The following is a 24450-nucleotide window of genomic DNA, read 5'->3' on the forward strand; positions in this document are numbered from 1 at the left end:
TTTGCCGGAGTGGGCCATACTGCATTCGCGCTCTGTATTCATCACGACTCTTCGAACAGATACGCTGATTGGTAGGAATTCCAGCGGTCAATAAGCACACTCTACTGAGCGGTTGGTTCGCCCGTCTCAACGTGACACAAACGATGTCGTCGTACTGAAATCATGCTCTATATCTCGAACACCGCTTCTGACAGCGACTCGGTAGTTCACTAAGTCTCTGTAAGAAGCCATGCACGAACGTAGCACGGACGGATGCTTAATCTGAAGGGGACCCAATTGCACAAACGTGTGAATTAGCGAGTTGCTTCGAGGAAGTCGTTGTACGACTCGGCGAGTTCATCGATCCAGGTCGCGTCCTCGCCAGGCACGAACTGGATGACGACTATACTCTCCTCGTCTGGATTCTGGACTGAGTGACGTTGCTGGGTTCGCTGCCAGATTCCAGTGACGGTGACGGTGCCGTGGGCTCGGTGGGCGTACGATTCACCCTCGATGATGGTACTGCCAGATTCAGACTCTGGTTGCTGTTCTTCCATTGGTGGCCGCTACCACTCTGTATTGCTTCCTCTAGTTGCTTGCAGTGTGCAAGCGCCCCACATACTGACCAATCCCTGGGCGTGTACGAGGGACGTAGCAGCACGTTGTTTTTGACAGCAACTCGTCGGTTCGATCAGGTTCTGCTGAATATCAAGCGCGAATGTCGCACGAGATATGGCTCGGTTTGCGAAGGTGGTGATCGCTAAGTGCAGGGAATAGACGTATTGGTCAGAACAACGAAAGGACTATCAGAATATTGTATATCTACTAAGTATGGAGCGCAGACTACTCAAGACAATTATCGGGGTAGCAATGGTGGGAATGGGGCTGGTGCAGGCGTCTCTCTTTGCTGTGCAAAGCGAATGGGTACCTACCGGTTTGGGTATATTCTTCTCGCTACTTGGGATCGTGTATCTTTGGGCCGAGGTCTACTCAACTGCACAGTAAGCAGATCTACTGAACGGCTGATTCATTGACTTCGGTGTGAAACAAACGAAGCTGTCGTGCTGGACTCATGCTCTGTATCTCGCAGACTGGTTCTGGCAGTTTCTGGAGAGGTTGATCCGGGACGTGCAAGATACAGAACGAACAGTTACCGAAGCAGCTGTCGATCTAACCTAACTATGCCAAAGCTGCCTGCTGAATATAGAGGATATACCGATCGCTAAGATCAGTCACTCTGTGAGCTGGTCTTTATAAGACTGCCAGGGGCTGTATGGGCACTGTTTGCTAACGTAGAACTATGTCTCTTCGGGAGGTTTTGGGGCCGGACTCCCTCAATCAAATTGTCTACGTTATTTTGTTTTGGGCTATTATCGTGTTCGCTTCTGCTTATATCCTTGACGACCAAATTGTACGGTTAGAATCCATCATCGGAACGGGGATTATCCTTGCTTGGATTATCTGGGGTGTTAATTACCGTCTTCAGCAGATACAACAGGAACGATACAAGAAGAAGAGAGAAGGGTTATCTGTGCTGCATTCGCGCTTTAGGGCTTGTTTAGACGCTTGTGAGAACGGCTCTCTGGTTTGCTTTCGGTCAGAATCTGCGCATCATCGTTGAGAGTTTTAACCACGGATCGAGACGGTGAGTTCCTACATCCACGATAGAACGGTTGAAACAACGAAGTGGTCGAGACGAGTCCCTGTACGTTAGCTCCATTTCTGAATCATCTGTAGCTACTCCCGTTTAATAAGGGCTGTACCCCTCGAATTATCGCGTATAAACACGGCTGTCCTACTCTTGAACTGCTTCGTCGGCGGTAAATGCCTCGAGGACATCATCAGTATTACCACTCCGAGACAGTACCGTCACGATGTCATCTGGTTGAATAACAGTTGTTCCATGCGGCGTCAATACGTAATCTCCTCGTTCGATCGCGATAACTAACGAGTCATCGTCGAGAACATTATTTTCAACGGCCTCTGCAAGTGTCCGATCGACGATCGGAGCATCGTTTGCTACAGTTACGTCGACGACATTCGCATCACCAGCGAGGTTAATAACGTCTGTCGCTCTGGGTGAGGAAATTTCCTCGTCGGGGCCGAACGCGGTGTAAGGACTATGTGTTTCGGATTCCACGAGTGTCTCGTCCTCGATCTCGATCCCCAGTCGTGAGAGCGCCCGCGCGATCCGCCTGAGGTGTTCCGTGTCTTCACCGATGGCCAAAATGTGCAGGTTTCGCCGACCGGTCATCAACTGGCGGACGTTGATGACTCCGGGGACGACACTGGCCTCCTGTGCGAGCGCGTTGCGTTCGGAGACCGGTACGTTGCAGACGTAGAGATTCGTCAGATGGCCCTCCGCCCGTTCGAAGTCGATCTCGGCGGTGTAGTTTCGGATAATGTCGTGCTCTTCGAGGTTGTTGATCCGATTGCGTATCGTTCCCGGGGAGACGTTGACCTGTTCGGCGATCGTCGGGGCGGACGTGTTTCGGGCATCCCGCATCAACTCGTAAATGATGCGTCGATCGATCTCGTCGAGCCGATAGTCCATACCACTCGTATCGGCGCGCGGTCCTTTATATTGTATCGGATCAATGAATGCCCAATACGTAATTATATGCCCTAATTGTTACTGATACAGTAATCCCATCGGTGTTCTTATATATGGTCTATCCGATTTCCGGGTATGAGCCACGGCGAGGGTGACGAGGAACTCGCGAAGGACCTCGGCCTCATCTCGGCGATGACGATCGGGATCGGGACGATGATCGGTGCCGGGATTTTCGTCTTGCCAGGCGTCGCCGCCAACGCGGCGGGACCGATCGTCGTCGTCTCGTTCGTCGTCGGCGGCCTGATCGCGATGGTCAACGCGTTGTCGGTCTCCGAACTCGGCACCGCGATGCCGAAAGCCGGCGGCGGCTACTACTACATCAACAAGTCGCTCGGGCCGATGTTCGGATCGATCGCCGGCATGGGCGACTGGATGGGGCTCGCCTTCGCCTCCGCGTTCTACTGCATCGGTTTCGGCCAGTATCTCGCGGTCTTCGTCCCGCTACCCGAGATCGTCTTCCTCAGCCCCATCCAGGTTGGAGCGCTCATCGCGGGTGCGATCTTCGTCGCCGTCAACTACATTGGCGCCAAGGAGACAGGGGGCGTTCAGACGGTCATCGTCTTCACGTTGCTCGCGATCCTCACCGCATTCGCGCTCGCCGGCTTCTCGTCGTTCGATTACGCGACGCTGGCCGACGAAGGTGGCCTCGCACCGTTCGGGGCCGGTGCGATACTTCCGGCGACCGCGCTCGTGTTCGTCTCGTTCCTCGGCTACGCGAAGATCGCGACCGTCGCCGAGGAGTTGAAGAATCCGGGCCGGAACCTCCCGATCGCTATCATTGGGAGCGTCGGAATCGTGACCGTCATCTACGCGATTCTCGTGACGACCATGCTCGGGGTCGTCTCGTGGCCCGAACTCAGCGAAGACGCGCCGGTGGCACAGGCCGCCGAGCTCGCGTTCCCGGCCTCGATCGGTCCCATCGGGGGCGTCGCGGCCGTCGCCGCAGCGCTGATGACCGTCGGCGCGCTGCTGGCGACGGCGTCGTCGGCGAACGCCTCGATTCTTGCCTCCGCGCGAATCAACTTCGCGATGGGACGGGACAAGATCGTTACTAACTGGCTCAACGAGATCCATCCGAACTTCGCGACGCCCTATCGATCGATTCTCGTCACCGGCGCGCTCATCATCGCGTTCATCGCGGCTCTGGGGAAGGAGATCGAGGTGCTCGCGAAAGCGGCGAGCGTCCTCCACCTTATCGTGTACGCACTGATGAACGTCGGCCTTATCGTATTCCGAGAAGCCGACGTCCCGGAGTACGATCCCGACTTCGAGGTCCCTTTCTATCCCGTCACGCCGATCCTCGGCGCGGTCCTCTCGCTCGGCCTCGTCGCGTTCATGGACGGAATCGAGATCGCACTCTCCGCAGTGTTCGTCGTCGGGGCAGTGCTCTGGTACTTCCTCTACGCCCGGGACAAGACAGTCCAGCAGGGCGTCCTCGCAGACTACATCCGCCACCGCGAGGGGGAGATGCCGGATCGCGTCGTCGAGGCCGCCGATGCAGTTGCACCGAGTGGCGAGGAGGGGCCGACAATCATGGTCGCGCTGGCCAACCCACGAACCGAACGCGCGCTCATCACGCTCGCCAGCGCGCTCGCCGAACACGAAGACGGGCGCGTCCTCGCGACGCATATCGTGACCGTCCCCGACCAGACATCGCTCGCCGCCGCCGCCAAAAACGGCGATCGAATTGACGCCGTCTCGGAGTCGCTTCTCGACGACGCCAAGGCGGATGCGGCGGCGTTCGACGTCCCGATCGAGACGAAGACGATCCTCTCCCATCGGGGTCTCGAAGAGGTCTACGACGCGGCCCGATCGAACGACGCCGACACGGTCGTGATGGGCTACGGCGGCGCGCGCTTTACCGGGGGTCGTGCCGAGAGTACGCTCGACGAACTGACCCACGATCTGCCGTGTGACTTCCTCGTCCTGGACGCAACGGAGTTCGATCCGACCGACATCGTCGTCCCCACGGCAGGCGGGGCGTCGTCCGACCTCTCCGCAGAGGTCGCCCGCGCGCTCCACGACACGATCGACGCCGAGGTGACGCTGTTACACGTCGCCGAGGAGGGGGAGGAAGCAGAGGGACGGGAGTTCCTGCGCGAGTGGGCGGACAGCCATCAGTTGACTGACGCCGCGTTACACGTCGAGACCGGAGACGTCGAGACGGCGATCGAACGCTCCGGCGCTGATCACGGGCTCGTGATAATCGGTGCTACCGAGCGCGGGCTCCTGTCGCGGATCGTCCGGGGATCGCTCGTGTTCGACGTGATCGAGGACCTCGACACGCCCGTCCTATTGACCGAACGGCCGTCGTCGCGGTCGCTTCGCGATCGACTCTTTGGCCGGCGCTGACCCGTCCAGCGTCCTCGACTGGGCCGTCGCTACTCGTTCCTCGCCTCCCGCGGCAGTGCGATGACGGGCCGATCGGCCTGAGTAACGAGTTTGAGCGATCGGTCACCCGACAGAAACTGCATGAGCCGGTTTCCACCGCGGGAACGGTACGCGATGGCGCTCGCGTCGACATCGTCGGCAGCCTCGAAGATCGCTCCAACGACGTCACGAGCGTAAGCAGTGTGATCGTCGGCGTCGGGAAACACCCGGCGGACAGCGGCGTACGACTCCGCGGCCAACTCCTCGGATTGCTCGACGGGTGTTTTGTCCGGCACTCCCTCCCCCTTTTCGACGACATGGAGTGCCGTCACGTGGTCGGGATCGTAGGGTTCGAGGGCCATCGCCGTCTTCAGGGCATCGTCCTCGTGTGCGACCGGAACGAGAACGTGAGCGAGAAGCTCACCCTGGGCAGGGCCGTGTGCATTGCTCATACGAGAATGGAGGAAATCCCACACTATAACGATTCGGTGGGATAGTCGAACCTCGTTCGATCGAGCGTTCCGACGTCACTCGTCGTCGGGGTGGACCTCCCCCAGGAATCTCCAGTACGGCGTTTCCGTGCCGTCCGGATGGCGTTCCGGGGTGACGTGGTAGAGGTACGGTCCGTGCGGGCAGTCATCACAGTCCTCGCTACAGTACACCTGTTTTACCACTTCGGTGTAGCCGTCGTGTTCGGTAACCCGGATGATGTCGTCCCCAGGCTCCGGCTCGATCGGTGCCGGTGACTCGTTCTGGAAGTTGAGGAGTTCCTGCGCGTGAATGATCGTTTTCCGGAGTTGCTCGGCGGAGAGCTGATTCAGATCCGAAACGAGTTGATCGGGTAATCCTTCCGGAGGGGTCGGAGCACAAGTCATAGGTGAGCGTTCACACCGGTCATACTTAATCACTGCACAGCGTTCTTGACGAACACAGTCGGGCGGTGGCCTCAGTATCATCTCCGCAGGCTCCGTCGATAGCTTTCATTGCCGTCGGACCGCGTCATAATCGGATATGCGAACTGTTTTGACTACCGAGAAAACACTTGCAGGCAGCAACTGTCAAGCGGTCCTGCACGTGTGTCTCGGTCGACCGGCGCGAACGAACCGAGACGGAAGCCACGACGGATTCGCAACTCACCCGCTCGTTCCGGGTTTCAAGTCGAGTGATACTAATGTACATGATCGTAATCGGTGCGGGAGACATCGGTTCGCACCTGATCGAGCGCGCAGTAACTGACGGAAACGACGTCGTCGTCATCGAACAGGACGAAGAGCGCGCGAACGCCGCGTCAGCGGAGTACGACTGTCTCGTCCTGCACGACGATGCGCGAAACCACGACACGCTCAAGGACGCGGAGATCGATCGCGCGGACGCCGTCATCTCGACGACGGACATCGACGCGACGAACATCATGGTGATGTTGCTTGCGGAAGAACACGACGTCCCGAACCTCGTGAGCGTGGTTCACGACCCCGAAAACCTCCCCGTCTTCGAGAAGATCGGGGCGACCCTGATCGAGAACCCGCAACACCTGATCGCCGACCACCTCTATCACTCCGTCCGGTATCCGAGCGTCACCGACTTTATCGAACTGGACGAGAGCACCGAACTCGTGGAACTAACCGTCAGCGAAGATGCGCCGATGAGTGATCAACGCCTCAATACAGCGCTGGAGTCCGGGAACCTTCCCGAGGGGGCTCTCGTCGTCGCACTCGAACGAGACGGGGAGATACGGGCGCCGAGGGGCGACACGAGAATATTGGCGGGCGATGAAGTGACAATTTTTACCGACGACGCCTCGCTGGCCGATGCGGTTGCAGCGTTTACCGGCAATCATAAATGAGGGTCCAGTATCCGACGGTGGGGCGGGATCTGGGTCGAATCCTGCAGATCCTCGCGTTGATGCTACTCGTCTCGATACTGATCGCTACGATCCATGGCGAGTTCTACGCGGTTCCCGCGTTCACCGTCTCTGCCGTGGTCGTGGGCGGCATCGGTATCGCACTCGCCCGGCGGTACCGGACGGCCCCGGACGCCAGGAAACTCGACGCGATGGTCACGGCGGCCACCGCGTGGGGGTCGGTCGGCGTCCTGGGCAGTCTCCCGTTCGTGCTCGTCGCGTGGACGATCGCGCTGGATCCGTATCCGGTCTGGATGAACACGCCGCCACCGAACGAGACAATCGGCGTCTTTCGGTATCCGCTGAACGGAGTCTTCGAGAGCATTAGCGGCTTTACCAGCACTGGGTTGACGATGGCCGTAATCGAGGAGGACCTGCCGCGATCGATCCAGTGGTGGCGGTCGTTCACCGAGTGGATCGGTGGGGTCGGCGTCATCGTGCTGACCGTCGCGATTCTCGCTCGTCCGGGCAGCGGATCCCTGACGCTCTACGAGAGCGAAGCGCGTTCCGAGAAGATCCACCCGAGCGTCGTCTCGACGGTCACCGAGATCTGGCGGATCTACCTCGGCATCACGGTCGCCGGGATTCTGCTCTTTCTCGCCGCTGGCATGCCGCTGTGGGGGGCGATCAATCACGCGATGACCGGGATTTCCACCGGTGGATTCTCGATTCACGCCAACTCGATCGGCCATTACGGCAGTCCGCTGATCGAGTACGCGGTTGTTCCGGTGATGGTCGCCGGGAGTATCGCGTTCCCGATCCACTACCTGATCCTCAAAGGCGAAGTGCGGAATTTCTACGCCGACATCCAGACCCGGTGGGTCTTCATCTGGTTCACCGCTGGTTCGATCGTTCTGACGGCCCTTCTCTGGGCGAACGGACAGTACGACACGATCGAGGAGACGTTCCGGATCGCGCTGTTCCAGTTCGTCTCCGCGACGTCGAACGCCGGGTTCGGGACGACGACGATCGGTGGCGGAACCGAACAGGTCTGGACGGCCGGGACGACGCTCTTGCTCTGCGTCGGCATGCTCACCGGTGCCGCAGCGGGGTCGACGGTCGGCGGTCTCAAACTCATCCGCGTTCTCATACTGCTCAAGGGGACCGTGTGGCAGATCAGAACCGTCTTCGTACCGAGTAGTGCGGTTCGACACCTGCGGCTCGGAAAACGGACGCTCGATCAGACCCAGGTCGAGCGCGAGTTCACGGAGGCAGCGGTCGTGTTCGTCCTCTGGATACTCGTTCTCATGGCCGGTGTCGCCGTACTGCTGTGGACTGTTTCACCGGCACATCCGGTAGAATACGTGATTTTCGAGGTGATGAGCGCACAGAGCACTGTCGGCCTCGACGCCGGTATCACCGGCCCCGACATGCCCGACGCAGCGAAGGCGATGTTGATCGTTAATATGTGGGTCGGCAGGTTGGAAATCATTCCAGTGGCTGTGCTGCTGGGTACTGTCTTCCAACGGCTCAACCTCTACACATGATTGATATTACCGTCTCCAGAAACTGCTTGTGAATAACACGAGCACAGGGATTATCTCAAGGCGGCCGATCCACATGAGAAAGACCATCAGCAGCTTCGAACTGTCCGGGAACGCCAGATAGCTCCCGAACGGACCGAGCGATCCAAATCCGGGCCCGATGTTGCCGATCGTTGCGAGACTGGCGCTGAACGCCTCAAGCGGCGTCAGCGCGTAGCCGATACGACGAGCATCGAGGGCGATGAGCAGCGTAGCGATGGCGAAGATAGAGAGATACATAAAAGTAAAGCCGAGCACGCCACGGATGGCGTCCTCATCGACAACGGTTCCGGCCAGACGGATCGGTCGAACGCTCTCGGGGTGAGAGGCCGTAAACAACTCTCGTCGGAGAACCTTGAAGATGATTAGCCACCGCACGACTTTGACGCCACCACCGGTCGAGCCGGCAGAACCGCCGACGAGCATGGCAAAGAGGAGGACGATCTTCCCCGTTGAGGACCACTCGGCGAAGTTGCTGGTCGCGTAGCCGGTTGAGGTCAAAAGCGACGCGATCTGGAATGTGCTCTGTCGCATCGAGTTCTCAAGGACACCCTCGGTCACGCCGCCCAGTTCCGCAAGTGCCGGCGCGGAACCGGTATAGAGCAATCCGATGAGGAGAATAGTCAGCCCGGCGATTGCAGCAACGTAAGTGCGAAACTCGGAGTTCTGAACAAAGCGGTCGGCTTCGCCACTGAAGATGTGCCAGAACAGCGCGAAGTTTGTCCCGGCAATGATCATGAAAGGGATCGCGGTCCACTGAACGATTGCGGAGAATGCCGCGACGCTATCTGCCTCGGGTGAGAACCCGCCAGTCGGAAGCGTCGTGAACCCATGGGCGATGGCGTTGTACAGTCCCATGTTAGGCGCCATCCCTGCGAGGTGAAAGCCGTAGAGTAACGCGATGTAGACGGCTGTAAAGGCGAAGTAGACGAGCCAGAGAATCCGGGCCGTTTCGGCGATACGCGGTGTAAGTTTCTGTAACTCCGGACCCGGCGCTTCCGACTTAATGAGTTGTGCGCCACTGACCGCGACCTCCGGTAAGATCGCGACCATCAACACGATGATCCCCATTCCGCCGAGCCACTGGGTGAGCTGTCGCCACATGAGAATCGCGTGGGAGTGCCGGTCGAACGAGATTTCCCCGAGGACGGTTGCCCCAGTCGTCGTAAAGCCGGACATTGACTCAAACAGCGCGTTAATAGGGTCGGCAAGCGTCGATTCGGTCCCCCAACCAGCGAGCACATACGGGACCGCCCCCACGGCGGCAACGGCAAGCCACGAAATTGCGACGAACAGCATCGCCTCTCGGATCTGGAGATCCGGAGTAGGGTTGAGGCGCTTGAGACCTTGGCCGACAGTAATCGTCAACGCAATCGTCGCGACGAACGGGAACACAGGGTCACTGTAGATGACCGCCACGATGATCGGAACCGTCAACGGAACTGATAGATACTTGAGAACGATACCGACCAGTGCGAAACTGGCACGCCAGTCAGTTCGGAGTCGCATAGAACACCCCACTTACGTAGCCGCGGTTGGACATAGTATCTAATGACATTTCGATAAGACCGTATCAATCCACCGTGACTGCCGTACTATCAGGCATCCATACCACATATCCCGTCCGACTTGAGTCGTGATCGGGTCGGGAATAGACTCTTTATAAGAATAGCGCGTACCTTCACTTATGGGCCTTCGCTTACCAAGCATTCGGCATCCCCATTCGTTTTACGACGTCTTCGGCGTCGTCACTGTTGCAGTAGCGATCATGACTCTCATCCTCTCCGTTTGGTACGGTTCGATCATTCGGATCGAGATGGTCATCTTCATGGCGATTGTCTTTCTATGGGTCGTATGGGCGATTGAGCAAATTCTGGCCGAATCTGAAGAACGGTCGAAGCGTCAAAGCCAGCGTCCTCCCTGGGACCAGTAACGATGGTGGACGTTGATCGAATGAGATCGGCCGACACAGTGAGAATGGAAACGGAATCGACAATCCCTATTCTCCCAGAAACATAACTAAGTGGTTTTATTGAAATCATTGAGGGGTTACACGTTTGGACAATAGTATAACCGAATGCAGACTCTCCCGAAGTTACGGTTGCTCCGGTTTGTCGAGGAAGCATTTCAGCTAACGCAATGTGCTGTGGCTCGGTACTCATCGAAGTTCTCGAGTGTCTCCACGTTCAGAAGGACACGACCTATCGAACACTCCTTGACGAACTCATTGAGATGCCCCGAATCCGACTCTGTTGAAACCCTCTATAACCGATATGCTTCAGCAGTCGTGCTGCATATAGGGCGCGACTCTTCCACGAGAGATGGATCGATTTGTGAAGGGTGAGGTGATGGCTCTGTGCAGGTGACACAGCTATCGAGACACTGTCCACCAGAAGACCCTTCGCGGATGCTGCTAAAGGTCGGTTGAATGAAGCGACGCGACGTGATCGCCATCGGTGGGCTCAGCGCACTTGGCAGCAGTGGTGCGATCGTCGGCGCGGCCCTGTATGGGTCATCCAGCCTCGATCTCGAACGAACAGACGATGGTACTGTCGTCCGCAAGGATGGTGAACAGATTGATTCCCTTAGCCCCGCTGTTACCCCCGTCGAGGACGATGACGCACTCCTCGGGGTCTCGATCCCCGAGCGAACGACGGAGCAAAAGGTGGCTGTCGAGGTCGTCTGGGCAATACAACGGAACGGGCTCTGGTCAGACGTTATCGTTGAACTCGTGGTGACTGGTGATGTTAGGGCAACGCTCAATCCCGGTATTGCGACCTCCTATAGTTCGACATGGGGTAGATCTCCCTCGGAAGCCGAGGAGTCGACGTCTTCCAAGCGCCGATACGCGTACCCGCGTGGAACGACAGCGGGGCGCGTCCACTTCCTGCTCACGGTTCTGGATAACACTGATTCTGAGGAGAGGGTGGTCGAACTTGAGGCCCGGCTATCGGCACGCTCACTCAGCGGCACTCGGGTCGAACTCACTGTACCGGCTGAATTGATCTCCAACCTCGGTTAGCAAGCATATCTACTGAAGGAATGGTTCATTGACTTCGGCGTGAAACAAACGAGGTTGACGTACTGCACTCATCCTCTGTATCTTGCACGCGCATTCCGTCAGCTACTGGATAGATTCAGCGAGGCGTGCAAGATACACAGCGCGAATGTGGCACGAAACCTGACTCGATGTTAACGCATGGAAGCATGCGTACCTCTGTAGTTAGTTCGAAGTTGTAGAATTTTGGTGGTCAGTTTCTTTCTCGTACAGTCTAACCATTCGACTGAAAAAGAGAAACATGAAAACCATCGAGACAACAGTTCCAACTACCGTCCTCACGGGGTTGCGTTTGATAGCCGCTCGAATCGTATACAGGTAAATCGGTGCACAGGCAGCCGTAAACAGTGTCTCCTTTGAGGACAAGATCCCCTGTTCGAGCCATACTTGTTCGCCCAACACAACGCGCGTTGCCCACGCGTCGTCATTCTCTGGTGGCGAGGCTACAAGAGGATTTATCCCGACAAATAAGAGTATCCCGGCCAAGAGCGGTCGGCTTCGCCGATAAATTGCCAAGACAAGTACCGGATACACAACTACGTACGTCCAGACACTCAGAGGATTAGCATGTCGCGACCAGAAAAACCGGTCTACGAGACTATCTGTTGAAACATTCTTACCAATCATAATACTCCGAATATCGTTGTCCACTACAATAAATCCCACTTCAACGGTGACTGATACAGTCATACTCTGTATCTTGCACGCACTTTCTGCCAACTACTGGATAGATTGAGCGAGGCGTACAAGATACACAGCGCGAATGGTGCACGGGCTGAGGAGGGATCAACGCGGAAGGTCGAACGGTCAGTACAGGGCAAGTACTGACCGTACTTTCGAACGGGATTGAGTGAAAAGTGCAGACTGATTGGCTCTGTTGAACGCAATAAAACCCGACACGTTACACGGTCAAACGCTCTCAACGGATTACGGCCAGTCTCCCGGGAGAGTATCTTGGTGATCGTCGATCACTACAAGCAGCGGTTCAATTTCACTGAAGCGAGGCCCTCTGGTAATCGTCTCAGTTTGCGAGTCCCAGTTGATGAAGCCTGCATCTACAAGGTTTGGCAGATGAACGTGGTTGAGTTCAGTTTCGGGCGAATCAGGGTTTCCTCCGTCAGCCGCGAATTCTTCGGCTTCGAACTCAGCTTCAGTCCGTGGATTGTGATCAGCCAATTCCACGAGGATCTGTCGCCGGGTACCGTGACTCAAGACATCGAACAGTGTGTTGAGCGAGTCCCTCTCCCCTGGGTGCTGGTCGTCTGGCATACACTCCCTGCTACTGATCAGGGATGGATAAGCGGCTCTCTTGACGGGTCAAGTCCCTTTTTTATCTCGTATGGGTTGTTGACTAGCCATCGACCGCCGAGGACAGCAACGTCGTTTCGAGGACTTTCTCGTTCCCACGTCGTATCCGGTCTGAAACCGCCTGTTTCGTTATGTCGAGTTCGTCCGCTAACTCGTCGAGACTCACCTCACTTGGTGAAGTGAAATACCCCCGCCGCAGGGCAAGAACCAACGCTTCTCGTTGCTCGGACGAAATCCCGAACTGGCGTCGTCGGTCAGTTTCCTCAGTGAAAGTGTAGATACGGTTGATGTGAACCATCACATCGTTCTCGATCAAGATGTTTTGAAACTGTGCCAAGTAGTCGTGATCTGGAAATCGAACGCGGAATTCCCACCGTGCCCCGCTCTGGGAGCGAGCTTCGAGGACAATTGCATCGGTCTGGGTGAGTCCATCGATGATATCTTTTTCAGGTGCTCTCCACGTGACTCGGTACAACGCGCCGTTTTCAATCCTATCAAGAGCCCGCACATCAGTGATATTGGGACGGTCGATGAGTTTCGTTTCGAACGCATCCAGCACGGTGTCGAGGTCGGCATCCGTTGTGAGCCAGATGAACGGGATAACGTGATTGCCCGTCGGGACGACCCGTTCGAGTTCAAAGGTCGTGTCTTGGAAGCCTGAGAGCGAGTCGCCGAGTTGGAACTGATCTGCGTCGATTGTGAACTCGAGGACGACACTCATAGTGCAGGTATGTGATCCAGCCCCAAAGCGTCGTTGCTGCACGGCGGTGACGAAGGGACGGAGTTGCTGGGAGACTCGCCGATAGATCAGTGTCCGTGAATATATCCTCTACATGTTGCACGTCACTTTTGACATCTCCTCGGTAGTTCGAACGGAGTCTGCTGAATCCATAGCGCGTATCGGTTACTGGCCAGTTGGCGTCTATCGGTGGTTGGAAGTGAGAGAGACAGGGTACGTCTCTACCAGTACGAACGCTGGGCGAACAGAGGGTTATTGAGGCTGGTCCTCTGACTCGGTCACCGACTCCTCGACGCTCGTGACAAGTCGTGACTCGAAAGCGCCGTTGAGGGGAACCAGCAATCCCCACGAGAGGACGGCCAGTAGCGGGTTATACTGGGCGAGGATTGCCGACCCCGCGAACACGATCGGAGAGACGAGAAACCGTGCCGCCTGAATCTCGACCGTTCGTGAGGTCAGTCCCGCTTCGAGGAGGCGTTTTCTGGAGACGTACCCCCACAACATTGCCAGCGAGAATCCAGTGAGTGCCAATATCCCTGCGTAGAACGCGATGCCGAACCCGGTCGGGTAGGCGACAAACACGCTCGTGGCGTACGGAACGAACGCGACCAGGAGTAAGAACAGAAGATTGAGCCAGACCACGCTGCGGTCGTGGCCCTCAACGTAGACGAACACGCGCCGATGTAATGTCCAGTAGAGGCCGATCACCAGAAAGCTCAGCACGTACCCGACGAACTCGGGCCATTGCTCAGCGGTGAGGTCAGGCACGACCGCAGTCGTGCTTCCGGCAGGAACCGTCGGAACGCTGATTTCCAGCACCAACAGTGTGATAGCAATTGCGATGACGCCGTCGCTGAGCGCAATCAGTCGGTCTGTTTCCTCGGACTCGCGGCGGAACGGAAGTGCCATACGTGATATAGACTGTTGATTGTCAATCCATTATTGCGTCTCTACCGAGTATTTCTGGCGGACCTGAAACTCACACCGCTGAACAGCAGCTGCCAATCTCGTTCGATGAACGGGACGCGCACGTTCCGTACTTTTCAACTTGAGTCGTTCCTACCACATGCCTAATCGGAAACAAATCCCCAGACCTATCTAACGACTCGCTCGTGGGCGATCGCGCTAATGAATCTATCCTCTGTATTCAGCACTGTACTGGCCAGCTGTGCCGGTTGCTCGGCCCTCTCCTCTCAGCCAGTCATGCTCGGCCTCGTCGTGTTCAACCACACTGACAGCCTGTACACCGTCCAGTTCGACCTGTTTCGGACCGACGGGGAAGTCGTCTCAACCGGAGGGGTCGGCTAATCCGAAAGCAAGGGTGTACAGCGAACGGATAGACATCGGGCCACGGGAGGACGGTGTGAACAGGCCGTCAATGACACGACGGGAAGACGTTGCCGAGACCAGACAGTACGTCGTCCGGTATGAAGTGTGGAAGAACAACAGCACTCCAACCGACGAGGGCCACGTCCACTTCTTTCCGACGGGTGACGACGGCTCCCAGATCGTCAGGAAGGACGTCTTTGGCAGCAGTCAGTGTCACTTATCTTTATCGTCCTTCTCGTAGTCTTTCTCGTCTTTTTCAGGTTCGTCTTCTTTCGGCTCCTCTTCAGGCTCTTTCTCCGGTTCGTCTTCTTCAGGCTTCTCTTCGTCCGGTTCGACGCCCTTCTCGTCCGGGTGGGCGTCCTCCGTGAGGAGTATCTCGAACGGTTCATCGGCGGGTGCATTCTCCGGTTCGAGGTAGCCAATCGCGAACGCGGAGTAGACGGTTCCTCCGGTAAGGGAAACGTCAATTTCGAAGACGCTGGTCTCCCGGTCACCCGCGGGATAGATGACGAGCGTATACTCGCCTTCCGGCACTTCGGTGTAGCCGAATTCACCGAACGCGACGTTCTCGAACAGCGCGTCCCCTGTTTCACCGGCAACGACGTCCACCGCAGGCGCATCGGGTGATGCGTGGAGGACGCGAACCCGAGCGGTACCCGGACCGACTGGGCTGTTGTCGTCGTCGAGGAACAGCGCCTCGAGGGGCTGGTTTTCGGCGGCCACTTCGCCGATCACTGCGAGGAGACCGTCGAGGGTGGAGTCCACGTCGCCGGCCTCGACGGTCTCCTCGAGCACTGCTTCGGCCGGGTCTTCACCGGCGGGAACGACCTGGACCGTGTACGTGCCAGGCGGGAGGTCGCGGTAGTCGGTGACCGTCCCGTACGGGATGCCCTCGCGGACCCGCTCTCCGTCAACGTAGATGTCGATGTTGGGTGCATCGGGTGAGAGGTGTGCAACTCGAGTCTGGAAGTCGGTATCGGTTGGCTGGTCGTTCGTTTCGTGGTCACTCGAGGCGGCCGTGGTACTTCCGACGCCACTAACTACCACGAGGCCGCCGCCGATCTGTAGAATTCGTCGTCGGCTCACGCAATCTTCAGTCATGTAAATTTCATGAACGGTGAGATAGGTAATGATGCTAACACTTGCAGGCACAGGCCGATGCAGTTCCGAGGCTCGATATCCAACGCTTTGGGCCGTCCGAGCGAACCACCCGATATGGAATAATCCGGATGCGCCCACGCCCTGCCCGTCGCCGTCGAGACGGAACGTGGCCTCGTTCTGGTTGACGTCGGACCCGAGGGGATTGCCGACGCCCTCGAGGTCCGCCTCTCGGATCTGGGCTATGGACTTGAGGACATCTGGCTAGTGTCCCTAACTCACCACGACGAGGACCACGTCGGCGGGATCGAAAAGGTCCGTGCACGCGCCGATCCAATCGTTGCTGCCCATCCGGAGGAGATGCTGAGCTTATCCTCTATATTTACCACGCCGTTCTTACCAACTACTCGTCAGTTCTGATCTCGTCTACTGAAGAGAGAGCACGAACCGAACAACCATATAACGATATTTTTACCGACGGAATGTAATTCATTAGTATGGTTGTCAGCTTAGCAGCCTATGTCTACGCTTCTGCCACCACGTCTGAACACAAGTTTAAACCGTGGTTTGCATCCCTGTTATTCGTTGCAGATGTATTCATTGCAGGCGCTATCGGCTCAGCAACACCTCTTGGTTGAACGCTATCTACTTGCCCTGGGCCTTGTTTAGACGCCCCTGAATGGACGAGTCAGGAGTCCCTTCGTCTAACCAGAATACGGTGGCGACAACCTCACGGTCCAGTTTCGTATGTAGAGAACAACGCGTGAGGGCCGATTGTTTCCGCATCTAAACACGGCCCTTGCCCTGTATTGAGCGATCATCACGTTCCCAGATCGAGTTGTATCTCGTGTTGTATGCGTACCTTGAGCCTTGTTTAGACGCTCCCGGATGAGCGGGTCAGGAGTTATTTTGACTGAAAAGAATCCGGTGGTAAGCACCTCACAGTACGGTTCCATACTTTGAGAACGAAGCGTTAGCGCCGATCTCGGTCGCGTCTAAACAAGGCCCGTACCTTGTATTCGTCACGGCCACGAAATGCTATCAACCCCTGCGTGTTTCAATAACGCCATCTAAATCAACTGCCTCGAAGGGCCATATTCGACACGAGGTCGACCGCGATGCCAGCCAAACGACGATCCGGCTGGTAGATCGGTAGTCCATGGGCATGGTCGTTCAGGAAATCTGTGATCGTACGTCACGAAACACTGGGAATCCAAGACATCGGGTGCCGGATAAGGCGTAATGATTACTCGACCTCAAGTGTCCACTCGCCGTCAGCCTCCACAGCAATCCATCCAACTCCGTCGTAGCTGAACGTATTCTCACCGTCGTACTCGCCAGCCTCGTTGAAGACAGTAGTACCATCGCCCTCCATCGGTAAAACCCGGACCTGAAAGTTCGATTCGCCGGAGTGCTTGCCACTGGCAGTGTGCATGCCATCGAACTGGATCGGACCGAACACGTGATTACCCTCGTCGTCGAACGATTGCGGCAGCGCGTCGCCGCTGGTTGCTCGAGGCTGGCGAATCTCGATTTGCCAGTTGCCATCGGCTATGATCTCTATCCAACCCCCCGAGACGATTTCTGCAGTCTCGCCCTCGTAGTCACCACTTGTTGTCACGAACTCGACGCCGGCGTCGTTCATTCCGCGGGCGATTCTAATCTTGAAGTCCGAATCACCGTCATGAGTGGCGTCAATAACGATCAGACCTCCCTCGATATCGATTTCACCGTCTGAGATGTTCTCGTTCCCAGATCCCTCGAACGACTGTGGATCTGGCTCGTTGACTTCGTCGTCTTCTCCGTTGGTTTCATCGTTGTCTGTCTGTTGATCGTTTTCTTCCGGGTCCGCTTCAGTATCGGTATCGTCGTTACTCTCAGAATCGGAATCGTCATCCACGTTTCCGGTCACATCCTCGCTGTCTTCCGAATCTCCACTCATACAGCCAGCAAGAACGACTGTCAATGCAGCTCCGCTTCCAAAGAGTATCTTCCGCCGATTCATAATATCTAAATTATATGTCTCGGAATAAGTGCTTTGTCTATACAGTCCATCGATCGGCAGTTCGTCGACGGTTTCAGCCAGCGAAACGTCGCGATCGATGCGGCGATCAGCGGTCACCGTCTCGCTCGTGGGTTCTTCAATGGTGGCCTCGTCGCGATCCGCGATTGTGATCCCGAGTTAAGCTTGTGGTTTCAGACGAACTCTTTAAGATTGAAGCTGAGTGGACGAGAGAGCCACCACGTCCCTCTCGCTCATCCTGATTTTTCGTCGACACCGTCCGGATATTCGATGACGTCCTGGTCGACGATCTCCCGCTGCTTGACCCGGACGACGTCGTGACCGAGATCGCCCTCCGGCCCTTTCATCAACCGATGCTTCACCTGGTGGCCATCCTCGAAGCCGGCGACGTGCTCGGCAATGATCTGCGCATCACCGTCTGCCCATCGGCGGATGGAGATCGTCCACTCGTCTCCCCATCGATCGGTGGCTTCCTCCTCCATTTTCTCGATGAGCTCGATGTCGTCGTCCTGGAGGACGGCGGAGGCCGGACTCCTGGGTGTAGAACCAGTCATATAGTTGTCGTGACGCAGACTCGACTCTTAAGGATTGTCCTCGTGGTTAACCGTAAATCACGACAAGGTTTTTAGATGACTTGTGAGAAGAATTCGGTATGACCACAGATCAAATGAAGGAAGACAAGTTACGGTTTAACGCCGGCCGGTTCGAGGACTCCCTCCTCGGCGCGATCATGGCTATCCAGTTCACCTTCGCGCTGCTGGCGGTGTTGATGGTACTGGGATGGATCGTGGCGATGGTCGAGCGTTGGTTTGATCCCGTAGAGCCGGCCCCGGCGTTCGCGCCCTACATTCTGCTTCCCATTGGGTTCGCACTGGCTGCCTATCTCCTCAACATTCTATATGACGTGGATTAGCTCCTCAATCCCGCCCTCGCCCTCGTCAGGAATCGAAAACTCTCCTTCTCTCGCCTTGTCGAATTTTCCAGGTTGAGATCGTTGACGTCGCTGATGGCCTCGTAACTGACCCGCAGTAGGGCCTCGTCCTCAATACGCACCTGTTTCGACGTCGGTTCGAATACGGTTTCGAGGCTCTAATGAAACCCCATTCTTCAGATGTGTTTTTTCGTGAAATACACGTTCACTACACGTGCGAACTGAACGTCACTAACAGTGCTTCTTGAAAAAACATATAGTGATCCATGTCGAAAATATAACAGTATGGCATCAAATCACACGCAAAACCGTCGCTCGCTGGCAATGACCAGTGTAATCTATTTCGGTTCCGCCTTCTTAATCGGTCTACCCGTTATGTTTTTCGTTTATGAGATTTTCACAGGGATGCTCATCCTCCTTCAACTCGACTGGTTTGTTACCTCTACTGTAGGACTCACAGTTGTTGCTGCTGCATTTTTAGTCGGGATGTGGGTCGCTGGAAAAGTCGCCGAACGGGTCGTCAAGAGACTCTCCTAAACAGTCCCAATGGTGTGTACACCTCCAGTACTGAGCGATCACCGTCTTCGCAGATTGAGCTAAATGTCGTGCATCATTCGCGTCCTGTATTCAGTACGGTTTCTAAAATCTATCACCGATCAAGGGTTTCAACAGAGCATTTTTTCCTCAGTTCGTTCTGTTCCGAAGTCGGTCAATCCGGTCCTGTAATGGGGGGCGACTCTTGAGTACTGTCATCAGCCCTCCCGATCGAATGTCGAGATTCTGTTCGGTCGCCATCCGTTCCAGTGCATTCGCAACCGTGTCAGAGCCCATCTGGGTGGCTGCGTAATCGTCGGCTCGACGAACTGCTCGTCGTGCAGCCCACAACACCGGAAGCGGCAGCAAAAGAGCGACCGCGATCAGAATCGCGTAGAGTAGTGGTGAACCCCACGCGAGTGTCGCCACACCGACGATGAGGAATCCGAACAACGGAGCGAGCTTGATCGCTCGATAATGGTGTCTGAGGGTCCCGGCATTCGCCGCCAGTAATGCGCCCAACGTCTCGTCGTCGAATCCCGTCAACGCGATCTCCGAAACGTACAAGTGGCGTCGCCCTGGCAGGCCACGGAGATAGATCTCTAGCGTCTCTTCGGCGTCTGTAAGGATCCAGACTTCCTCCACGTCGAGTCCGGCCTGCTCGCATACTGATGCAAGTCGGGCTCGTTCGGTCTGCTCGGGTGGACGGACTGAGCGAAGGGCGTGAACGAGGACCGGGGTCACAAACGGGACTACCAGCAAGAGAAGTGCGAGTGTTAGTGGGGCCAACCCTACCCCTTCGCCCGAGACGACCCGTTCGAACGGGACGAAAAAGACCGTCAGGAGGACCGTGAGGACTGCCACGTACCGGCCCATTCGGCGAATCACACTCCACGTAGATACGTCGATATCTCTCGCGCGTCGAATCGCGGGAACGACTACGGCGTACGCCGTAAGCATCACCACGGCTGTCGAGGCAAATAGCGCAAACTGTGTTGCGAGGGAAGTGAAAAACGGCAGCACGGACGAGGGTATGACTCCGGAGAGAAATCCCGTGACGAGACCACGGGCGAATTCTCCAATACCAACGACCGAAAACAGAAGATACGCACCACCAGCGGTCGGAAGAAGAGTAATCAACAATCGGCGAAGCCACACTGTGGGCGCAGATGTGCGGAGGGAAAGGCGAGAAAACACCCAGTATACGGGAAGCGTCACGACAAGGAACGCGAGCACGGAACCGAATTGGAGGGCGAGGGACATATGAGAGAATCACAAAACAGACACAATAAGATACTTGTTTTCGTGAATGTGGGGCGAATCGACATAGCTAGTCTGACGTTCAATCGGTTCCGCTGAGATGACTCTGTTGAAACCTTCCTCGCCTGTCAAGACGAGATTGCTGAATTCAGAGAATAAGTTCAGCAGGAACATTTCGTTCTTTCTGAGCAATCTACGCTGGATCACCCGATCAGTAAACCTGCGAATCTGTCAGGAGTATTATTTCATCCATGCCTGTGTGAATCCCACATGAAATTATAAGACTTTTTAATTATATACTGGAAGTGCGATGCAACGGAGAACATTCTTATCGGGATGTGTGACCGGGCTCTTGGCCGGTAGGCTGGCGATCCAGCCGGTTACAGCAAAGCAGAACGGCGAAGCTCCAAACGACAACGTCTCTCGGCAAGTCGTCTATCCGTGGGGCTCAGATCAGACAGTTGATGCCGGTGAGTGGATCAAACATCGAGTCGGCTGGGTTGACGTGCACGAGACGTCAAAAGAGGACATTGAGGAGTTCCTGGACGACTCGACTGTCAACGCATGGATCGACGGGGACGAAGTCGACGATGCCGACCAATACTGGTCCGATCCCTACTACAACGAACGGTACGAAGGACTCTCCGGCGTGAACGAGGGATGGTTCACGGAGTGGTCGTTCGTGACACCACCGAAGGAACCGGGCGAACACACGTTCAGTTTCGAACTGTCCTTCGAAGAGAGATTCACCGATGGCGAACACGTGTATCCGGAAGGCCTATCCATCCCTCTTGAGGCAACGTACACCGTGTTCAGTTCGAACCAACGGGGTAACACGAGAAGCAAGTGAAAACTGCATCGAGACGTTCTTTGATTAAGCAAGCCGCTTCTGACGGCCACTGGGTAGCCTGCTGACCAACGTGTTACATAGCATCTCTGTACTGAGCGATTATAGTAGCCACTGAAACGATTTACACACTAATCGCAAAGCTGTCCTGCGATCAGGTGTGCATTGACTTTCAGTGGCTACTATAGGCTGCCCTCTGAGTGGACGTCAATCCGTGCTGCATCCGCTCTATTTATTCAGTAGCAGTCGAACAAACTACCGAGAGCGTGTTAGAAAACACGTGTTGACTGCAGAGAACATCTCGTCGCCTGCAACCAGAACGGGAACAACCTTATCTTCGTCAGTCAACTGAAACCGGATATGAATGCCCGGGAGCCGGAGGCTCTTATTCCAGCGGCCGTGGACACACTCCCGATCAACTTTGCAATCCTCGATGACGAAGGGACGATCCTGTATACAAATCACGCATGGCAGGAGTTCGGTGAGGCCAACGATATCGAGCTTCAGCCAGATACGGTCGGTTCCAACTATCTTTCGATTACCAGACAAGCAGAGACAGAGACAGCACAAACTGCCGCTGCCGGGTTATCCGAGATTCTAACGGGCGACCGAGAACTTTTCGAGTTCGAATATCCGTGTCACTCTCCCGACAAACAACGGTGGTTTCTCATGCGGGCAGCAGCGTTCACCGACGGTGATCGGAGATACGTCGCCGTTGCCCATTTCGACATCACCGATCGATACACGTATCGGCGGCAGTTGGAGGAATCCAACGAGCGCCTCCAGCAGTTCGCCTACGTCGCCTCCCACGATCTCCAGGAGCCGTTGCGGATGGTCACGAGCTACTTGGACCTGCTCGAGAGTCGGTATAGCGACGACCTTGACGACGACGCCGAACAGTTCATTGAGTTCGCCGTTGACGGTGCCGAGCGGATGAAGGCAATGATCGAGGGGCTGCTTGCGTACTCCCGAGTCGAAACACAGGGGAAGTCCTTCGAGCCGGTCGATCTCGACGCAGTGGTGGACGATGTGTTGACGGATCTCAGCATCCGAATCGGCGAAACCGGTGCTGAAATCACTGCTGACCCGCTGCCGACTGTGAAGGGTGACGCCAGCCAACTCCGCCAACTCTTTCAGAATCTGTTGGACAACGCTCTCCAGTACAGTGGGGAGCAGGAACCTCGAGTGTCGATCTCCGCGATGCGTGAGGGGGACGAGTGGATCATTTCGGTCAGTGACGACGGGATCGGCATCGACCCCGATGAGGCGGACCGAGTGTTCGAGGTCTTCCAGCGACTCCACAGCCACGAGGAGTACGACGGGACAGGGATCGGCCTCGCAGTCTGCGAGCGAATCGTCGAACGACACGGCGGCGAAATTTGGATTGACTCAAACCGAGATGACGGATCGACCTTCTCGTTTACGCTTCCGTCAACCGATACGTGAACGCTTTTTCCCAGGATTCTCCGTACTGCATTCGCGCTGTGTATCTCGCACGCCTCGCACAACCCATTCAGAAACTGGTAGAAAGCGCGTGCAAGATACAGAGGATGGGCCTTGTTTAGACGCTAGTGAGAGCGGTGCTGTGGCTCAATTCTGATCTTCCAGACGAGACCTCGTCGAGAGTTTTGCCCCTCGACCGAGGTGATGGTCTTGCTCCAATCTCGATAAAACGGCTGCAGAACCGAAATTATAGAGTCCAGTTCCATGATGGCGATTCCATTTCCAACACCTATATATCTATTTTCGGTCTGTGGACCTTGTTTCCCTCGAATTTTCGCGTCTAAACACGGCCCGCGCCTTGTATTTAGCACGACTCCTGAAACCTATCACCGATTGAGGGTTCAACAAGGCCGTGCGAACTGCTCCCAGGACATTTCGAATATTTTTTGTAAACTCGCCACAACAAAGAATGCATGGTCCCTCTTCAGTTCGGAGTTCCCGGTGGTATTGAACTACTGGTCCTATTCGGATTTTTCCTGGTCGTTCCTGTCGTACTCGGTTTCGTTCTGGCCTACTGGGTGTACACCGATGCAGATGGACGCGGGGATGAAAACGCTGCACTGTGGTCACTCGCCGTTGGTGGATTAATGATAACGACGTTCTTTGGGGGGTTACTAGCGTTTGCAGTCTACATCTGGCAACGCGAGTGACACATAGACACGCTAATTTTCCCGGTGGTTTCGATTCTGGTACCTTCCGTTCAGACACTTCTATAGAGAATTGCCGCTTACTACGGATGCATAATTAGCGTTGAGGAGAGATACCACGACCGAACAATCGTCGCAAATCCTATCGGACATAATATATTTGTGAGTGACAATCAGTGTAGATTGCATGCTTCGCAGACAGTTCTTTACAACCGCAGGTACCGTCGCGTTCGGCACGACTGCACTCGCGACGGCGCCGGGCGCTGCCGAACCCGATCGAAGACTTCCACCGAACGAAAAGACGCCGAGCGCGTCTGTCCATCCTTTCCCGAACTCCGATCAAAAGGTGTCGACAGGTGAGTGGATCACCCACCGAGTCGGCTGGGTCTCCGAGATGAGGTCCGAAGTCGAAGAAGTTCTAAAGAAGTGTGAAATTCAGGCGTCGATCGCCGGCGAGCTCGTCGAGGACTACGATTCCTATCACGGCGACATCTTCGAAGATAACGGGAACTGGTACGTCTATTGGCGGTACACGACGCCACCGAAATCGCCTGGTAGCTACGAATTCAGGACTCGGTTCGAGTTCACCGATGATCTGGACAGCGGAAAGAATGACGCCGGGGATGTGATCGAGGTCGCCAGCACGTACGAGGTCGTACCCGGCCGCGACGAGGACAGAGGAAGAGGAAATTGACATATCCCTTCTCGACTATCTGTTCAAGAGTGTAGACGACAGACGGTACCAACTAATGGAACTTGTAGTACCAAACACAAGATTTCTTTTACG

At 56.0% G+C, this 24450-nt stretch carries 26 protein-coding genes and 1 pseudogene; 14 read left to right on the plus strand and 13 right to left on the minus strand.

Going from position 1 to position 24450, the window contains the following annotated elements:
* Positions 1-293: 293 nt before the first annotated feature.
* Both AC6I6X_RS21985 and AC6I6X_RS21990 read right to left on the minus strand, forming a co-directional pair.
* Positions 294-536, minus strand: coding sequence for a hypothetical protein (locus tag AC6I6X_RS21985; protein WP_497932712.1), 243 nt, complete (start codon positions 534-536; stop codon positions 294-296).
* Positions 537-1774: 1238 nt separating this feature from the next.
* Positions 1775-2533: an Lrp/AsnC family transcriptional regulator gene (locus AC6I6X_RS21990; protein WP_497932713.1), complete on the minus strand. Its 759-nt coding sequence runs from the start codon at positions 2531-2533 to the stop codon at positions 1775-1777.
* A 135-nt stretch (positions 2534-2668) separates the two neighbouring features.
* Here AC6I6X_RS21990 and AC6I6X_RS21995 point away from each other — a divergent pair, with 135 nt between their 5' ends.
* Positions 2669-4945 (plus strand): amino acid permease, encoded by a 2277-nt coding sequence (locus tag AC6I6X_RS21995; protein ID WP_497932714.1) that lies wholly within the window; start codon positions 2669-2671, stop codon positions 4943-4945.
* Between the two features lie 29 nt (positions 4946-4974).
* On the opposite strand, the gene AC6I6X_RS22000 is transcribed toward AC6I6X_RS21995, so the two are convergent.
* Positions 4975-5415: a universal stress protein gene (locus AC6I6X_RS22000; protein WP_497932715.1), complete on the minus strand. Its 441-nt coding sequence runs from the start codon at positions 5413-5415 to the stop codon at positions 4975-4977.
* A 75-nt stretch (positions 5416-5490) separates the two neighbouring features.
* Positions 5491-5838 carry a hypothetical protein gene (locus tag AC6I6X_RS22005; protein ID WP_497932716.1) on the minus strand — a complete coding sequence of 116 codons (348 nt, stop codon included), beginning with the start codon at positions 5836-5838 and terminating at the stop codon, positions 5491-5493.
* 296 nt (positions 5839-6134) lie between these two features.
* On the opposite strand from AC6I6X_RS22005, the gene AC6I6X_RS22010 reads away from it, so the two are divergent.
* Together AC6I6X_RS22010 and AC6I6X_RS22015 are read left to right on the plus strand one after the other, a co-directional pair.
* The gene (locus tag AC6I6X_RS22010; protein ID WP_497932717.1) at positions 6135-6806 is read left to right on the plus strand and encodes a potassium channel family protein; all 672 of its coding nucleotides are present in this window, start codon (positions 6135-6137) and stop codon (positions 6804-6806) included.
* Positions 6803-8350, plus strand: coding sequence for a TrkH family potassium uptake protein (locus tag AC6I6X_RS22015; RefSeq protein ID WP_497932718.1), 1548 nt, complete (start codon positions 6803-6805; stop codon positions 8348-8350). The genes AC6I6X_RS22010 and AC6I6X_RS22015 overlap by 4 nt, the downstream gene beginning before the upstream one ends.
* A gap of 6 nt (positions 8351-8356) precedes the next feature.
* Here AC6I6X_RS22015 and AC6I6X_RS22020 read toward each other — a convergent pair whose 3' ends face one another.
* Positions 8357-9895, minus strand: coding sequence for a TrkH family potassium uptake protein (locus AC6I6X_RS22020; protein WP_497932719.1), 1539 nt, complete (start codon positions 9893-9895; stop codon positions 8357-8359).
* A gap of 178 nt (positions 9896-10073) precedes the next feature.
* Between AC6I6X_RS22020 and AC6I6X_RS22025 the strand changes: the two genes are divergently transcribed.
* The 3 genes and pseudogenes from AC6I6X_RS22025 to AC6I6X_RS22035 all read left to right on the plus strand — a co-directional run bounded on the left by AC6I6X_RS22025 (position 10074) and on the right by AC6I6X_RS22035 (position 11408).
* The gene (locus AC6I6X_RS22025; protein WP_497932720.1) at positions 10074-10319 is read left to right on the plus strand and encodes a hypothetical protein; all 246 of its coding nucleotides are present in this window, start codon (positions 10074-10076) and stop codon (positions 10317-10319) included.
* Between the two features lie 144 nt (positions 10320-10463).
* Positions 10464-10633: pseudogene (locus AC6I6X_RS22030) on the plus strand (IS5/IS1182 family transposase); the annotation flags it as partial.
* Between the two features lie 181 nt (positions 10634-10814).
* A complete protein-coding gene (locus tag AC6I6X_RS22035) occupies positions 10815-11408 on the plus strand; it encodes a hypothetical protein (RefSeq protein ID WP_497932721.1) in 594 nt (197 codons plus the stop codon).
* Positions 11409-11609: 201 nt separating this feature from the next.
* Here the strand turns inward: AC6I6X_RS22035 and AC6I6X_RS22040 are convergent, their stop codons facing one another.
* The 4 genes from AC6I6X_RS22040 to AC6I6X_RS22055 form a co-directional block, all read right to left on the minus strand.
* Complete coding sequence (locus AC6I6X_RS22040; protein WP_497932722.1) at positions 11610-12134, minus strand: DUF6653 family protein; 525 nt, start codon at positions 12132-12134, stop codon at positions 11610-11612.
* 237 nt (positions 12135-12371) lie between these two features.
* Positions 12372-12713, minus strand: a complete 342-nt coding sequence (locus tag AC6I6X_RS22045) for a DUF7344 domain-containing protein (RefSeq protein WP_497932723.1) — start codon at positions 12711-12713, stop codon at positions 12372-12374.
* 82 nt (positions 12714-12795) lie between these two features.
* On the minus strand, positions 12796-13473 hold the full coding sequence (locus AC6I6X_RS22050) for a helix-turn-helix domain-containing protein (protein WP_497932724.1): 678 nt from the start codon (positions 13471-13473) through the stop codon (positions 12796-12798).
* A gap of 270 nt (positions 13474-13743) precedes the next feature.
* Complete coding sequence (locus tag AC6I6X_RS22055) at positions 13744-14400, minus strand: TMEM175 family protein (protein ID WP_497932725.1); 657 nt, start codon at positions 14398-14400, stop codon at positions 13744-13746.
* Between the two features lie 469 nt (positions 14401-14869).
* Here AC6I6X_RS22055 and AC6I6X_RS22060 point away from each other — a divergent pair, with 469 nt between their 5' ends.
* A complete protein-coding gene (locus AC6I6X_RS22060) occupies positions 14870-15061 on the plus strand; it encodes a hypothetical protein (RefSeq protein WP_497932726.1) in 192 nt (63 codons plus the stop codon).
* Here the strand turns inward: AC6I6X_RS22060 and AC6I6X_RS22065 are convergent.
* Positions 15034-15921: a DUF4397 domain-containing protein gene (locus AC6I6X_RS22065; RefSeq protein WP_497932727.1), complete on the minus strand. Its 888-nt coding sequence runs from the start codon at positions 15919-15921 to the stop codon at positions 15034-15036. The two genes, AC6I6X_RS22060 and AC6I6X_RS22065, sit on opposite strands and share 28 nt — an antisense overlap.
* A gap of 141 nt (positions 15922-16062) precedes the next feature.
* Between AC6I6X_RS22065 and AC6I6X_RS22070 the strand changes: the two genes are divergently transcribed.
* A complete protein-coding gene (locus AC6I6X_RS22070; RefSeq protein ID WP_497932806.1) occupies positions 16063-16338 on the plus strand; it encodes an MBL fold metallo-hydrolase in 276 nt (91 codons plus the stop codon).
* 826 nt (positions 16339-17164) lie between these two features.
* On the opposite strand, the gene AC6I6X_RS22075 is transcribed toward AC6I6X_RS22070, so the two are convergent.
* Positions 17165-17923: a hypothetical protein gene (locus AC6I6X_RS22075; RefSeq protein WP_497932728.1), complete on the minus strand. Its 759-nt coding sequence runs from the start codon at positions 17921-17923 to the stop codon at positions 17165-17167.
* Between the two features lie 251 nt (positions 17924-18174).
* The gene (locus AC6I6X_RS22080) at positions 18175-18495 is read right to left on the minus strand and encodes a hypothetical protein (protein ID WP_497932729.1); all 321 of its coding nucleotides are present in this window, start codon (positions 18493-18495) and stop codon (positions 18175-18177) included.
* Positions 18496-18593: 98 nt separating this feature from the next.
* Between AC6I6X_RS22080 and AC6I6X_RS22085 the strand changes: the two genes are divergently transcribed.
* Positions 18594-18854, plus strand: coding sequence for a hypothetical protein (locus AC6I6X_RS22085; RefSeq protein WP_497932730.1), 261 nt, complete (start codon positions 18594-18596; stop codon positions 18852-18854).
* Positions 18855-19157: 303 nt separating this feature from the next.
* Positions 19158-19409, plus strand: a complete 252-nt coding sequence (locus AC6I6X_RS22090; protein WP_497932732.1) for a hypothetical protein — start codon at positions 19158-19160, stop codon at positions 19407-19409.
* 147 nt (positions 19410-19556) lie between these two features.
* On the opposite strand, the gene AC6I6X_RS22095 is transcribed toward AC6I6X_RS22090, so the two are convergent.
* The gene (locus tag AC6I6X_RS22095; protein WP_497932733.1) at positions 19557-20669 is read right to left on the minus strand and encodes a hypothetical protein; all 1113 of its coding nucleotides are present in this window, start codon (positions 20667-20669) and stop codon (positions 19557-19559) included.
* 337 nt (positions 20670-21006) lie between these two features.
* Between AC6I6X_RS22095 and AC6I6X_RS22100 the strand changes: the two genes are divergently transcribed.
* The 4 genes from AC6I6X_RS22100 to AC6I6X_RS22115 all read left to right on the plus strand — a co-directional run bounded on the left by AC6I6X_RS22100 (position 21007) and on the right by AC6I6X_RS22115 (position 24357).
* Positions 21007-21516 (plus strand): hypothetical protein, encoded by a 510-nt coding sequence (locus AC6I6X_RS22100; RefSeq protein WP_497932734.1) that lies wholly within the window; start codon positions 21007-21009, stop codon positions 21514-21516.
* A gap of 357 nt (positions 21517-21873) precedes the next feature.
* Positions 21874-22959, plus strand: coding sequence for a PAS domain-containing sensor histidine kinase (locus AC6I6X_RS22105; RefSeq protein WP_497932735.1), 1086 nt, complete (start codon positions 21874-21876; stop codon positions 22957-22959).
* A 470-nt stretch (positions 22960-23429) separates the two neighbouring features.
* Positions 23430-23666 (plus strand): hypothetical protein, encoded by a 237-nt coding sequence (locus AC6I6X_RS22110; protein ID WP_497932736.1) that lies wholly within the window; start codon positions 23430-23432, stop codon positions 23664-23666.
* Positions 23667-23850: 184 nt separating this feature from the next.
* Positions 23851-24357: a hypothetical protein gene (locus AC6I6X_RS22115; protein WP_497932737.1), complete on the plus strand. Its 507-nt coding sequence runs from the start codon at positions 23851-23853 to the stop codon at positions 24355-24357.
* The last annotated feature ends 93 nt before the right edge of the window (positions 24358-24450 follow it).

This window comes from Halosolutus sp. YCN4, assembly GCF_059736495.1.